We start from the raw sequence: 14677 nt of genomic DNA, 5'->3' as shown, positions 1-14677 counted from the left end.
CCCAAACTTTGTTGCTTTATACCTAGTGGTGAGGTGTGGTTGATTGCAGCGAGAGATGCTCGCTTTCCGCGGGGCTGGCGGTGAGCCTCCTCGGCGTAAACGCCTGCGGGGTCTCACCTGTCCTGCTACTCCCGCAGGAGTCTCGCAATCCGTTCCAATCAACCTTAAGCAGTTTTAGTTTTTAAAAGCAACAATCTCTTAGAAATGAGACAATTTAAAAAAGCCGAAGAGCTTGAAAAAAATCCAAGCTCTTGTTTACTTTGTATGATTAAAACCCTTCACGTTGAATGATAAATTCAAAATCTAAATCAGTATTTCCTTTTATGATATGCTCTTCATGAACTGGAGCACCCCAGCTGTCATCTCCACCAACACCCATTTGCTTACCAGCAACAGTAATCACTGAATAATGAACATTTGGTAGCTCATAATGATGATTCGCATTTTCAAGCTCAAAAGCTGTGTATGGTGAGACATTACATTCAATTGGCGTATCCTTAGATAAAATCATGACCCCTTCACCGTCAGAATTTGTTACACTTACCCGACGTACTCCTGTACGATTTCCCGACTCTTGTGGATTTAAATAACCTTCGACATTGTCTTTTGCCGTATTCTTAAATACTCCAAGACGTGCTCCATGAGCTCGATCAGAATAGTTTTCTTCAGGTCCCATGGCATACCATTCTAACTGATTATATTTTGCCGGAACCTTGAAGGATACTGCGAAAATTGGCATTTGCGGCAATCCTTCTGCTCCTTTATAGGAAGACTTAACATGAATACTTCCATTAGGATAAACTGTATAGCTCGTGGTAACTTCAATTTTTTCATGAATAGAAAACTTGTAGGTAAATGCTACTTGAACAGTATCTTTTTCTTCGGATACATCAACACTAGTACATCTACGAGCTAAGCTTGCTGCATGCCAACAACCTGAAACAAATGATTGTGCAAAACCTCGGTCATTATCTGTCGTTGCTCTCCAAAACAATGGAGCAGGAGGATAAGCAATCATTTCTTTTCCAGAATAGTTTACTGATACTAAACTACCTACTGCCTTTGAGAAGATAATGCTAAAGTCTCTTCCATGAACACCGATATTCACATCGCCTTCGACTAACCTGAATTCCCCATTTGCTGCAATTGGCGCCATTTTACTAGCTTTCTTCGCAAAGATATATTGTCCAAATGCAACCTCATGTCCAGCATTTGCCCATATCGTTTCTTCTTTTAAAAGAAAAGCAACATGAACATAATACTCTTCTGGTTTGTTCATTAATTCTTTTGACCAATCATAGTCGATTCGCTGTTCACTTTGTGGTGATACATTTACTTGTAATGTTTTTTCATACACTTCTTCTCCTTCAAGAAAAAGCGTGTATCTTAATTCATAATCAGATGTATCTTTAAACAAATTCTTGTTTTTGATCGTTACACCTGTTTCATCTGCTTCAAGCTTAATATTTTGATATAAATATTTCACTTCCTGCATTTTCGGTGAAATTTTACGGTCTGCATAAACAATTCCATTTGTACAGAAACCATAATCTGTTGGGCGATCATCAAAATCTCCACCATAAGCTAAAAATTCTTTCCCGTAACGGTCTTCTTTAACAAGAGACTGGTCAATATAATCCCAAATGAATCCACCTTGATACATTGGATATTTATCCTCTAGCTCTGTGTAATAATTCATACCACCCAATGAATTCCCCATCGCATGCATATATTCACAGCTTACATATGGTTTTTCAGGGTTATTTGTTAAATATTCTTCAATATCTGCTGGCTTTGCATACATACGGCTTTCCATATCACTTGTGTCATTGTAATTACGGTCATAAAACACGCCTTCATAATGAACAAGTCGACTAGAATCAACAGATTTAAAGTATCTTGTTACATTTAATATCACTTCACCTGCATATGACTCATTTCCACATGACCAGATGATAATTGAAGGATGATTTTTATCTCTTTCAAACATCGATTTCGCACGATCTAAAACAATGTCTTGCCATTCTGGTTTATTACCTGGAATATTCCAAGAAGGCTCAACAGCGCCCATCTTTTGCCACGAACCATGTGTTTCTAAGTTCATCTCATCAATCACATACACGCCATACTCATCACATAATTCGTACCAATAGCTTTGGTTTGGATAATGCGATGTACGAACTGCGTTAATATTATTTTGCTTTAATGTCTTAATATCCCATAGCATATCTTCCTTAGTAATTGCACGCCCTGTTCGATGGTTAAACTCGTGGCGGTTTACTCCTTTAAAGATGATACGCTCACCATTTATTTTCATCACTTTATCTACTAACTCAAAACGTCTAAAACCAACCTTTTGCGGAACAACTTCTACTACATCTCCTGATTCATTCACAAGCTGGATGTAGAGCTTGTATAGATTAGGTGTTTCCGCACTCCATAATTCTGGTTGATCCACATTGATCGTAAATGTTGGGTTTTCATCGTTCATCGCAACACTTGTTGATTCAATAACGTTATGATCTTTATCTACCAAACTAGCGATTACCTTTGATCCAGATGCAGCAGGAGCGTTTAGCTGAAGATCAACTTTAAGTGTTCCCTTTGTATAAGTTTCATCCAAATCTGCATGAACATATGCATCATAAACATGCATCTTCGGCACTGTATAAAGATACACTTCACGGAAAATACCTGAGAAGCGCCAAAAATCTTGATCTTCTAACCAACTTCCTGTACTTCTTTGATACACTTCAACTGCTAGTTTATTTTCCCCCTCCTGTAAAAAAGGTGTTAAGTCAAACTCAGCAGGTGTGAAGCTGTCTTCACTATATCCGACAAACTTACCATTTAGCCATACGTAAAAAGCAGACTCAACCCCTTGAAACGATACATATACAGGCTTTTCTAGCATGTTTTCAGGGACATGAAAATACTTTACATAGCTTCCAACAGGATTATGATCAGTAGGAATCTCAGGAGGACGAATGTCATTTATCCCGTCCCACGGATACATCGTGTTTACATATTGAGGTTTGCCATATCCTTGAAGTTGAATATGACCTGGCACTTTAATATCATTCCAGCTATCACAATCAAAATTCAATTCATAAAAAGTTTCCGGACGATTACTCGGATTAATCGCATAATGAAACTTCCAATTTCCATTTAAGCTTTTTCTCATTTTCATTGGAGCAGATTTTTTTGCCTCTTCCATTGTTTCGTAATACATATGACTAGAGTGTGCAGGAAGTCGATTTACTGCAAATACATTTACGTCTGTTAGCCAATTTAGATCTGGATTCGTTGTCATAATTATCATTCTACCTCTCTATCTTATTTTACTGAGCCCATCATTCCTGCAACAAAGTGCTTTTGCATAATGAAGAAAATCAGTGCAGCTGGTAATGTAGCAATCACAATCGCCATCATAATAACCCCAAAGTCAGGCGAATAACTTGAACCTAAGTTTGAAATCAATAATGGAATCGTCTGATTTTCTGGAGATTGTAAAACAACTAGAGGCCATAAATAGTTGTTCCAGCTAGCCATAAATGTAATGATTGCCGCTGCTGCATATGTTGTTTTCATTGTTGGTACATAAATTCTAAAAAATACTCCTAACTCACTTAATCCATCAATTCGACCGGCTTCAAGAATATCCTTTGGAAACATTTTTGTACTTTGTCTGAAGAAAAAGATTAAAAATGCTGTAGTTAATGTTGGTAAAACCACTGCTGTTAATGTATCAATTCCTAAGAAAGGCACTGTTTGTGAAATCGTACCGAACATCCTGAATAAAGGGACCATTAACGCTGCAAATGGAATCATCATTGATAGTAGTAAAATATTAAACACAACATCCTTTGACTTACTTTTGAAAATTTCAAATCCATATCCCGCTAAGGAAGCGATTAATAACGATAAAATTGTTGTTGAAATAGAAATTTTTGCTGAATTGATTAAGGCCGGTACAATATCAACTGTGGTTAATAGATTTTTAAAGTTTTCTACAAGATGAGTACCAGGTAATATCCTCCCCTGTGTTACATCAACTGATTTATTTGTTGCTGAAACTACCATCCATAAAAACGGAAAGATTGACACAATACTCGCAATAATTAATACACCATAACCGAATAATTTTTTAAGCATTTTTCTCACCTGCCACTTTGAACTGAATAATTGAGAAGATCACAATCATAATAACAATTGCATACGATACGGTTGCCGCATACCCAAAGTCTGGGGTGTATTTAAATGAAAGATTATAAATATATTGAGAAATTGTCATAGTAGAATTACCAGGACCACCTTTTGTAATATTCATAACCTCATCAAACAACTGTAGTGTTCCAATTGTAGAAGTAATCGACGTAAAAAGAATAATAGGTTTTAACATTGGAATCGTAATCTTAAAAAATTGTTGTATGGAAGATGCTCCATCAATTTTTGCAGCTTCATAAATTGAATGATCAATATTTTGAAGTGATGATAAATAGAAAATCATATTATAACCAGTCCAGCGCCATGTAATTGCAATAACAATTGTAATCTTGGCCCAGAACGGATCTGTTAACCATTGAATTGGTTCAGAAATAAATGCAAGCTTCATTAACATCATATTGATAATTCCATCTACACCGAATAAATACTTAAAAATAACGGAATAAGCTACAAGTGATGTAACACATGGTAAGAAGATCGCAGTACGGAAAAATCCTTTAAACTTTAAACGTTTGTCATTTAATATAACGGATAAAAATAAGGCTAATAAAATCATAACTGGCACTTGGATAATTAGATAAATAACCGTGTTCTTAACTGCAGTTATAAAAGTAGGGTCTTTAAGTAATCGAGCGTAATTATCTAATCCTGTAAACGTTAAATTCGTACCTGTACCTGATTGGAAAGACATGATTAAAGCCTGAACCATTGGGTAAAAGTAAAATAAGCAGATTAATACAGAAGCGATTGTGATAAAGGACCAACCGATGATTGTCGTTTTATTTAAAGGTTTCCTTTTCGAATAAGAAACAGAAGTGTTTGCGTTTGATTTTGCTGATAACATATTATGTCAACTCCTTAACTTGTCAAAATAAGATAGAAGCCTTGAAATCTCGACTGTACTTCTCATAAGTTATCCTTATTAACAGAAGCAGATGAGGTTTCAAGGCTTAGCTTCTCATACTAAGTTAGCTTTGAGAAGAATTGTAGGAAAGGTAATTATTGAAGCTGTGCTTCTGCTTGTTGTTGAGCATCTTCTAGCACTTGATCAAGATCCTTACCGTTAAGGTAGTTTTGCATTTCAACAATTAAAATGTCGTCAATTGCGTATGTGTGCAGTCCATAATTGACTTGTGGGATTTCTTTTACCCATTGTGAAAAGTCAGAGATAATTGGTTGCCCAGCAAAGAATTCATCCTCTGCTTTGTATGCTTCCCCAGTAGTTGCAGGAGTGTACGTTCCGATTGCCCCAACTTCTGTTACTAAATCTTGATAAAAATCAACGTTTGAACCAAACGTTTTTGCTAAGAAATCTGTTGCTTCTTCTTTTCCATCTACATCAAGAACATACCATGAGCTTCCACCTAGATTAGATGCATTCACTGAACTCTCAACATCTGGAAGTTTTGGCTGTGGCACAACTGCCCATTTACCTGATTGAGATGCTTCTGCTTTAATAGATGGTGTGATCCAGTTTCCAGTTGGTACTGATGCTACTTCGCCACTATTGAATGCTGCTAAGAATTGACTCCAATCAGAGTTTGGTTTTACGATATCAGCGTCCAACATTGCTTTGTATGTTTCAAAAGACTTCTTAAGTGCTTCATTATCAGCAATAAATGGTGTCACACCATCCTCTTTTAAGTACCAAGAACCACTAGATTGCAACATCATACGAATAAGACCTTGGTCATTTGGATCAAGTGTAATCATTTGCTTTCCAGTTGCTTCTTTTACTTTTTTACCAATTTCAATATATTGATTCCAATCAATACCTTTTAAATCATCAACTGTATGGCCTGCTTCTTCTAAATAATCCGTTCTTACGTATAAACCAGTTACACCTGTATCAAATGGTAAACCATAGTTTTTACCATCTAAGCTAGTTGGTGCAATTTTATATGATGCAAAATCTTCCGCTTTGAAAGATCCAGTAATTTCATGGAAAGAATCTGGATATGCTTGAAGGAAGCTTTGTGCACGATAGTCTTCGATCAACACGATATTTGGTAATCCTTTTGTCGTACCAGAACTTAAGCTTGTATTTAACTTTTGAATAATATCAGCTTGCGCATTATCTACAATCTTGATTTCTACATCAGGATTTTCTTTTTGATAATACTCTTTTGCTATTTCCATCGCTTTAATATTAAAGTTTGGGTCCCATGCCCAAATTGTAATTTCTTTTGAACCCGATGATTCACTTGAATCTGATTCTGTCTCTTGAGACCCAGATGAGCATGCTGCCAAAAACATCATGCAAGCCATCATAAGTACGAGTAGCTTTTTCATAAAAAATACCCCCATATTTTTGTTTTCGTAAGCGCTATCACCCTTACAACTACAATATTAGCACCTATGTTTCGTTTTTCTTTAGGACAATATTTTCATAAACTTGTGATTTTTTTATAGAATGTATCCGTTTACAATTAATTGGGGTTGTATTTTTTTTAGATACTTGTACTTTTTTTATATTTCGGAGATCGGAAGTGTAATCTTCACTCTTGTTCCCTCTCCTAAATTACTTGAAATCGATACACCATATTGATTACCATACAAAATTTGAATTCTTTCATTTACATTTCTTACACCTATCCCTGTAAAATGCTGTTTCTTACTCTTTGTTTTCGGAAGTTTATTAGATGAAATCTCCATTCCATCTCCATTATCCATGATCTCGCAAATCAAAGTACCCTTTTCTTGCCACACCATTACATTGATAAAGCCAGATGTTTTGTTGTTAAATCCGTGGAAAAATGAATTTTCAATAAAAGGCTGTAAAATCAGCTTAGGAATTTGTTGGTCTACACAATCTGGTGAAAGTAAATAATTTACTTTAATTCTGTCTCCATAGCGTTTTTGATTAATAAGAACATAATCTTTTAAGTTATTTATTTCTTGCTCAACAGAAATGGTTTCACTCCCATTTCCAATTGTATTTTGAAGTAATGAAATCAAGGAATTGATCGTTTCCTCCGCTTCCCCTTTTCCACCTTGCTGAATCATAAACTTAATGGAAGTAAGTGTATTATAGAGAAAATGCGGATTAATTTGCTGTTGTAAAGCCGCTAATTCTGCATTGCGTTTTTGCTTTTGGAAAAGAACGAGTTTTTCCAAGTAATCATGAAGTTCATCCAGCATTGAATTAAATGCCTTACCGATTTGCATTGTTTCATACGTACCACTTACTGAAACATACTGATCAAAATCAAATTTCGAAGCATCTGAAATTTGCTTTACTAATGTTGATAATGAATTTGTCATTCTTCTCGATATAAGAAAAACAATAATAAGGGCGATAGCAACAATGCAAATACAAATCAGCACAATTTGCTTTTTATTAATCAAATCACCAATTGCTGTTTTCTTGTCTATTAAATTAAATAAATACATATCAAAAGAAGGAATATATTCCATAAAGATGATTTGATCTGTTCCCATGAAATTTGCAATTATATAATCATTATTCTTTTGTTCATTTTCTTTTGCATAGTGCAAAAGATTATTAGCTTCATCTCCAATTAATTCCGTTTTATTACTTGACACAATGGTACCAGTTTTATCGAGAATAAAAACATCATTTCCTGTACTTGTGTGGCTGTTATAAAAATTCCTAATTTCACTTTCTTGTATTGCGAAGTACATCATTCCGTATATATTACCTGAAATCCTTTCCATTAAAGGTTTTGAAGCAACGATAAATTGAGCATCATTAGCACTATTTGTATTTTCGTTACGCTGATCATATTGATAGATCAACCTCTTTGGATTTTTTAACGAATTTTCAGTCATAATATGACTCTGCAATTCTTCATCGGTAATTAGCCAGTATGATCGATTTGTCGCATAGCTCATTTCATTCACACCGGTCACAATAATTTCAGTTTCATAAGCATCAACATTTGATTTCGTTCGTTTCATCTGCTCACTCATTTGAAAATAAGATCGCATTTTTTGCGCATTGGATTGCTCCTCCGTCATAATTCTTCTTATCGTTCCACTTTGTAAGATGTTGTTTGACGCAAGAACAATCGAGTAATTATAGGATTCAAAACTATCTTTAACTTGATTCATGACTTTCGCATTTGTAATACTAAACTTATCAATAAAAAACTGCTCAGACATACGAAACGTTGTCCACGTAATAATGATTGAAACCGTAATAATACTGATTACACTAATTAAAAACATAATGACAAACAAACCATTATGTTTAAAATGATTTTGGAAAAATTTCATACTGATTCACATCACTTATTCAATTTTTGATTTCTTCGATATTGACTCGGAGATAAACCTCTTTGCTTTTTAAATACCTTGCAAAAATAACTATGATCGGAATACCCAACATGTCCACTAATCTCAGATATCGGAATAGAGCTATTCATTAATAACTTCGTAGCCTCTTCTATACGAATTCTATTTAAATACTCATTAAAGCCTTCTTTGTTATGTGTCGCAAAATAACTTGATAAATAGGAAGGATTAAAATGAAAATGATTTGCTACACCAGTTAAGCTCAACGGCTCTGCATAATTTTCTTCAATATAATCAAGAATTTGTTGAAGATTTGAATGTCCGGTTTGATTTTTCCTTGATAAAATAATTTCTTTCGCCTTTTCTACAAAGCGATGCAACTGTTCAACAACACTCGCAGCCGTTTTGGCTTCATCAATTGCATTAAAAAAACTAAACTTTTCATTTTCTAAATTCTTCACATCATACTCCAAATTACTTAATAAAATGGAAATATTGAAAATGATGTTGCCAAAAAACGCTTTATATTCAAAAATATCCGTCGTAAATGCTGCTGATAATTCTCTTACATGTTCCTCTAAATAGTCAAATGCAGAATCAAAACGCTCATGCTTAAAATCATTCGTAAACTTATCCAAATTAAAAGAAGTGATTTTCGGACCTTCTTTTGCTAAGTCTTCCTCAACTATTATTTTAGTTTCAGGAAAATAAAATCGATATTGAAGCATTTTCTTGATCACGTCATTGTACTTAATCCCAATTTTTGAAAAGTTTTCAAACGTGTCACAAATAAGCACTGAAAGCTTTGAATCTAACTCTAATAGTTCAGCAGCTACTCCCTGCATTTCTATTAGTTCATCTTCTTGCCCATTAACAAGGAAAACACTTACATTTTCTTCTGTTGTGAATTCCTGTATTTTTATTTTCTTTAATTGAGTATCGAACAATTCTTCAAATCGAAGAATAATCAAATCCTTGTTTATAGCATCTTTATCTTTAAGGAGTCTTGTATCAGCAGCTACTAAGCAAAAATATTCATAATTAAACGTCTCTGACATTAATTTTTCATCATATTGAGTGTCATAACCTGATACAAACTTTTCGATCATATGTCCAATATTAATGGCAACATTGGTATCTCCATTTGCTGCTTGTAGTGATGGTATTCTACTTGCTGCAGTTTTTAGCACATTAAGTAATGTATCAGCATCAAGCTTTGGCTTTAAAATATAATCAACTGCCCCGCTTTGAAAAGTTGATCTCACATATTCAAATTCCCCAAAACTACTTAATATGATAATCTCAATATGTGGGTACTTACTTTTCACAATACGAGTTAATTCTTCCCCGTCCATAATCGGCATAACAATATCCGTTAACACAATATGCGGCTTTGTTAACTCAATTAACTCAAGAGCCTCTTGACCATTCGATGCTTCCCCAACGATTTTAAAGCCTTCCTGCTCCCATTCCACATAATGCTTAATCCCTTGTCTTATTAATTGCTCATCATCCACAATGATGATTCTACAACCTTCACCAGATTTCAAAAAAATCCCCCCAGACTTTGTAGACTTATATGTTCATCTCATTTTTTCTCCTATTATACACGTGAATGGTTCGAATATCATAGGCTTGTCTTATTTACTATTTTTGATATAGGGACAAAAAACCTTATAAAAAAAGCAGATTATCCAGACTATTAATCTACAAACCATACAAAAATAGCCAGAGAACTTCGAATCATATTAGAGTCTATGGCTTTTATTGAAATAATTTATAATTTAGGCAATTTGGATGATTTAGGAGGAATGAACATGTTGGATTTTGATACAAATATTGACCAATTCGCAACAATTAAAGTTATTGGTGTAGGCGGTGGGGGAAACAACGCTGTAAACCGTATGATCGAGGACGGTGTTGAAGGGGTAGAATTTATTGCAGTTAATACAGATGCACAAGCTCTTAATCAATCAAAAGCAGAGATTAAGATGCAAATCGGTGCAGCATTAACTAGAGGTCTAGGCGCAGGGGCAAATCCGGAAATTGGTAAAAGAGCTGTGGAAGAAAGCAAACAACAAATCGAAGAAGTGTTAAAAGGGGCAGATATGGTTTTTGTTACTGCAGGAATGGGTGGTGGAACAGGCACAGGAGCAGCCCCAGCCGTTGCTGAAATCTCCCGTAATCTTGGAGCTTTAACCATTGGGGTTGTCACACGACCGTTCAAATTTGAAGGTTCCAAGCGCGCTGCAAACGCCACAAAAGGAATTAACGAAATGAAGGAGTCTGTTGACACTCTAATTATTATTCCAAACGATCGCTTATTAGAGATTGTAGATAAAAAAACACATATCCTTGATGCTTTCCGAGAAGCTGATAGCGTTCTTCGTCAAGGCGTTCAAGGAATTTCTGATTTAATCGCTATTCCAGGTTTAATTAACCTTGACTTTGCTGACGTGAAAACAGTTATGTCCCAAAAAGGAACTGCTTTAATGGGCATTGGTATTGCTTCAGGTGAAAACCGCGCTGCTGATGCTGCCCAAAAAGCAATAAATAGTCCGTTGCTAGAAACCTCCATCAATGGAGCCAAGGGAGTGATCATGAACATAACCGGCGGTCGCAATTTAAGCCTTTTTGAAGTTCAGGAGGCAGCCGATATGGTTTCATCTGCTTCACATGACGATTTAAATATGATTTTTGGCTCTGTCATCAACGATAATTTAAAAGATGAAATTATCGTAACTGTCATAGCTACTGGATTTACTGCAAAGGATTCATCAATAGTACAAACACCTGAAGAGCCATCAACTGAAGCAACGTCTAATCGATATCCAAAGGAACAACATATACAACCTGAGAAAGTAGAACCTAGAGGATCAATTCCGTTTTATGAACGAAACTTGGAACCAGAAGAATCATTAGATACTCCAGCGTTCTTCCGCAAACGGAAAAACCGATAGTAAAAAGCTTACATTGACATACAAAAAAGCTCAAAGATCAATTAAACTGCACCCCATTTGTTAGACACAATCTAACAATTGGAGTGCAGTTTTTGTATGGTTAAATTCACCTGTAGCTATTTCTGGATATTGTATTCTATAGTTGTGATCAAATCATGCTTGAAAACGAAGTTGATCCCCGTTTTCTTTTATATTTTCAAACCATCGTTGTAACACCAATAGCTTAAAACTTCACCAATCCGTCAACTTTCACTGGCTGTCCAGTATTTAATGAAATATTTCCTGCAATCCCAGTAAGTATTGACATGGCTCCGTCTACATGGGAAGCTGCTCGGTTAAATTCATCCTCTAACGGTGTACCAAACAGATCTTGTAATAAGATTGGGTCACCACCACCGTGGCCACCTTCACCTTCTTCTATTTCTACCTCATACGATTCACTAAACATCGGCATAACAGTAATTGATTTTTCCTCTAGTCTTCCTTCATCCTCTTTATTTCCACCTGAATTAATATATGATTGCTCCCGGACATGAACTTCGATTCGTCCTTTACTACCATTAAACGAAACAATATAGCCTTCCCATGGTAAATAAGCATTTAAAGAATAGTTTAAAATAGCTTTATTTTTGTAATGGACCATCACGCCTAATGTATCTTCAATATTAATGCCATCTCCAAACACACTTTGATCACGCTGATAGCCATCTTCTTTTTCGGCATCTAAATACATTGCTTTTAAATGTTTGTTTTCTTCTAGATTAATAGCAAACGGATCATTCTTGGCCACTTCACTTCCATGTGCCCGTTGATAAAAGTTAGTTACTCCCCTTGATTCTGCATTTTCTCTGCCATAAAAACGTAATCCACCTAGGGCATAGACTGTCTCTGGTGTTGTTCCTAACCAGAAGTTAACTAAATCAAAATGATGGGTAGATTTATGAACTAACAAGCCACCACTATTTCGCTTATCTCGATGCCATCTTCGGAAGTAATCTGCCCCATGCTGAGTATTTAATGCCCACTCAAAATTGACCGAAAATACTTCACCAATCACACCGTCTTTAATTAACTCTCTTATTTTCGTGTTATGTGGTGCATATCGATAGTTAAAAGAAACGCGAACCTCTCGACCTGTTTTCTTAACAGCATCAATAATCGCCTGACATTTTTCGGCATCGGTGGTCATTGGTTTTTCGGTTATCACATCACACCCTAGTTCTAATGCTTTAATAATATACGTATGATGGGTTCGATCGACGGACGTAACGATCACCGTATCAGGCTTTTCATTAGCAATCATTTGTTCAAAATCCTTAGCAAGATAAGTCTCGATTTGCGGATGATCATATTTCTCTTCCAATAAACGGTTCGCATAATTCATTCTCGTTTGATTGATATCACAAAACGCAACTAGTTCACTCGTCTCCCTAAAATCACGGACAACCGCACCATAGAAATATTCTGCTCTTCCACCTGTTCCGACTAATACATATCTTTTTACCATTATAAAAACTCCTTATTGATAATTTGTTTAACATATTTGGATGCGCTTACAAAATTCACAGCCTTCTTAACACAAGGTAAACATTTACTTATTTTCATTATATTTAAGAGTTCTTTACCTTTACATATAAAAATCCGATCTCTTTTTCTAAATAACAGTGTTGTTTATTTTATCAAAATAATAAAGAGAAACAATGACTAGATCATTATTCCTCTTTTCTATTTGGTACTCCTAATGAATTGCTCTTTTAATGAATTAATGATGAAAACTAAAGGCATTCTTCCTTTTTCGTATTTCAACAATCGCGCCTTTCTGCGAAAAATAGATTATTAAAGAGTAATCATAAATACATATATTCGACAAAAAGACCCCACCCCCTTGTCATTACTGGATCCTTTGTTTATTCAGCAGCCCCTATTTAGATATCCATTCCATTGCCTTGCACTCAATTTTTTATTATACTTCTCTTAGTTGCTCTTTTTAGGGGTGAAAATTTGTACGAGATTATTTTAGATTTTACAAACATTTCTACTATTAATACATTCTATGCTAGCTTTCTATTAAGCTTAACGATTAAATATATTTGGACTTGGCATATTGAATATGATTTTATTGAAGCAACATGTGTCTCACCTTCAAAGGTAAATATAACTTTATCAAGACCTTCTATTCAGCAGATAAATGACTGGAGGTCTAACTCATTATTAGGTTGGATTGCAAGATATATTCGCAGAAAAGAAAGCTCGGGTGACGATTCGGAAGGTTTCCATTCTTTCTCTTACTAAGCATTTTTAGAAAAATGACTGGAGGAAGAAAGATGAAACCTACTAAAAACATACTTGTTATTATTGTAGTTATGATATCTACCTTTGTACTTTCTGCATGTTCTGCACAGAATTCAAATGGGAATGGTTTTTTTCAAAATGTGTTTGTTCATCCATTTGCATCAGCCATTCATAGTATCGCTATTTTATTTAATGGCAGCTTTGGGTTGTCAATCATACTGATTACACTAATTATTCGTCTCATTCTGTTGCCATTGATGTTAAAACAGTATAAAAATCAACAGCATATGAAGGAAAAGATGGAATTATTAAAGCCTGAAATGGATGCTATTCAGAAAAAGACTAAGGCTGCCAAGGACCAGAAAGAACAACAAAAGCTACAGCAGGAAATGTTTGGATTATATAAAAAGCATGGAGTTAATCCACTTTCTATCGGTTGTCTTCCAATGCTTATTCAAATGCCGATCTTGATGGGGTTTTATTATGCAATCAGGGGCTCAGAAGAAATTGCGACACACTCATTTCTCTGGTTCAGCCTAGGACAGCCGGATATTTGGATTACAGCAATTGCTGGGATCGTTTACTATGTACAATTTAAAGTATCGATGTCAAATATGCCTACTCAAAACCAGTCTCAAATGAAAATTATGGGGCTCATGTCACCACTTATGATCGTGATATTCTCTCTAAACGCTCCAGCAGCACTCCCGCTATACTGGGCAGTCGGAGGAACTTTCTTAATTTTTCAGTCCATATTAGGGAAGAAATTATACCAGCAAAAAGCAAACATAGCAGATGAAACAGATAAAACAGAAAACGTATAGCAAGTGTTCTAATATTGGGATTAATTACACTATTTTTCTCAAAAAAATTGTTAAGCAGTCAGGGAAATTTCCTTTCCCTTTATGATCTATAACAAAAAACGCTCCAAATTGAACTGC

The 14677-nt window shown here is 35.2% G+C and carries 10 protein-coding genes; 3 read left to right on the top strand and 7 right to left on the bottom strand.

Going from position 1 to position 14677, the window contains the following annotated elements:
- Positions 1 to 268 precede the first annotated feature (268 nt).
- The 6 genes from HUW50_RS15305 to HUW50_RS15280 form a co-directional block, all read right to left on the bottom strand.
- A complete protein-coding gene (locus HUW50_RS15305; RefSeq protein ID WP_066325745.1) occupies positions 269 to 3313 on the bottom strand; it encodes a beta-galactosidase, LacZ type in 3045 nt (1014 codons plus the stop codon).
- A gap of 23 nt (positions 3314 to 3336) precedes the next feature.
- Positions 3337 to 4155, bottom strand: a complete 819-nt coding sequence (locus tag HUW50_RS15300; RefSeq protein ID WP_066324360.1) for a carbohydrate ABC transporter permease — start codon at positions 4153 to 4155, stop codon at positions 3337 to 3339.
- Positions 4148 to 5071: a carbohydrate ABC transporter permease gene (locus HUW50_RS15295; RefSeq protein ID WP_066324358.1), complete on the bottom strand. Its 924-nt coding sequence runs from the start codon at positions 5069 to 5071 to the stop codon at positions 4148 to 4150. The genes HUW50_RS15300 and HUW50_RS15295 overlap by 8 nt, the downstream gene beginning before the upstream one ends.
- 155 nt (positions 5072 to 5226) lie before the next feature.
- Positions 5227 to 6519 (bottom strand): ABC transporter substrate-binding protein, encoded by a 1293-nt coding sequence (locus tag HUW50_RS15290; RefSeq protein WP_185653004.1) that lies wholly within the window; start codon positions 6517 to 6519, stop codon positions 5227 to 5229.
- A 177-nt stretch (positions 6520 to 6696) separates the two neighbouring features.
- On the bottom strand, positions 6697 to 8466 hold the full coding sequence (locus tag HUW50_RS15285; protein ID WP_066324346.1) for a sensor histidine kinase: 1770 nt from the start codon (positions 8464 to 8466) through the stop codon (positions 6697 to 6699).
- Positions 8467 to 8477: 11 nt separating this feature from the next.
- Entirely contained in the window at positions 8478 to 10034 is a 1557-nt protein-coding gene (locus tag HUW50_RS15280) for a response regulator transcription factor (protein WP_185653003.1), read from the bottom strand.
- Positions 10035 to 10301: 267 nt separating this feature from the next.
- Here HUW50_RS15280 and ftsZ point away from each other — a divergent pair, with 267 nt between their 5' ends.
- Positions 10302 to 11444 carry a cell division protein FtsZ gene (gene ftsZ / locus HUW50_RS15275; protein ID WP_066324342.1) on the top strand — a complete coding sequence of 381 codons (1143 nt, stop codon included), beginning with the start codon at positions 10302 to 10304 and terminating at the stop codon, positions 11442 to 11444.
- 223 nt (positions 11445 to 11667) lie between these two features.
- Here ftsZ and HUW50_RS15270 read toward each other — a convergent pair whose 3' ends face one another.
- Complete coding sequence (locus tag HUW50_RS15270) at positions 11668 to 12951, bottom strand: Gfo/Idh/MocA family oxidoreductase (protein ID WP_066324340.1); 1284 nt, start codon at positions 12949 to 12951, stop codon at positions 11668 to 11670.
- A 494-nt stretch (positions 12952 to 13445) separates the two neighbouring features.
- On the opposite strand from HUW50_RS15270, the gene HUW50_RS15265 reads away from it, so the two are divergent.
- The gene (locus tag HUW50_RS15265; RefSeq protein WP_066324335.1) at positions 13446 to 13736 is read left to right on the top strand and encodes a hypothetical protein; all 291 of its coding nucleotides are present in this window, start codon (positions 13446 to 13448) and stop codon (positions 13734 to 13736) included.
- Positions 13737 to 13768: 32 nt separating this feature from the next.
- Positions 13769 to 14560 (top strand): membrane protein insertase YidC, encoded by a 792-nt coding sequence (gene yidC, locus HUW50_RS15260; protein WP_066324332.1) that lies wholly within the window; start codon positions 13769 to 13771, stop codon positions 14558 to 14560.
- The last annotated feature ends 117 nt before the right edge of the window (positions 14561 to 14677 follow it).

Origin of the sequence: Metabacillus sp. KUDC1714, from assembly GCF_014217835.1 — a bacterium.
Classification (GTDB): domain Bacteria; phylum Bacillota; class Bacilli; order Bacillales; family Bacillaceae; genus Metabacillus; species Metabacillus rhizosphaerae.
Note: the sequence above shows the minus strand (reverse complement) of the source record. Positions and strands in the feature narration are given on the sequence as shown.

Coding starts and splice junctions, on each gene's coding strand:
- HUW50_RS15290 (WP_185653004.1), bottom strand. CDS start 6,519: ATGAAAAAGCTACTCGTACTTATGATGGCTTGCATGATGTTTTTGGCA.
- HUW50_RS15305 (WP_066325745.1), bottom strand. CDS start 3,313: ATGACAACGAATCCAGATCTAAATTGGCTAACAGACGTAAATGTATTT.
- HUW50_RS15270 (WP_066324340.1), bottom strand. CDS start 12,951: ATGGTAAAAAGATATGTATTAGTCGGAACAGGTGGAAGAGCAGAATAT.
- ftsZ (WP_066324342.1), top strand. CDS start 10,302: ATGTTGGATTTTGATACAAATATTGACCAATTCGCAACAATTAAAGTT.
- HUW50_RS15285 (WP_066324346.1), bottom strand. CDS start 8,466: ATGAAATTTTTCCAAAATCATTTTAAACATAATGGTTTGTTTGTCATT.
- HUW50_RS15295 (WP_066324358.1), bottom strand. CDS start 5,071: ATGTTATCAGCAAAATCAAACGCAAACACTTCTGTTTCTTATTCGAAA.
- yidC (WP_066324332.1), top strand. CDS start 13,769: ATGAAACCTACTAAAAACATACTTGTTATTATTGTAGTTATGATATCT.
- HUW50_RS15300 (WP_066324360.1), bottom strand. CDS start 4,155: ATGCTTAAAAAATTATTCGGTTATGGTGTATTAATTATTGCGAGTATT.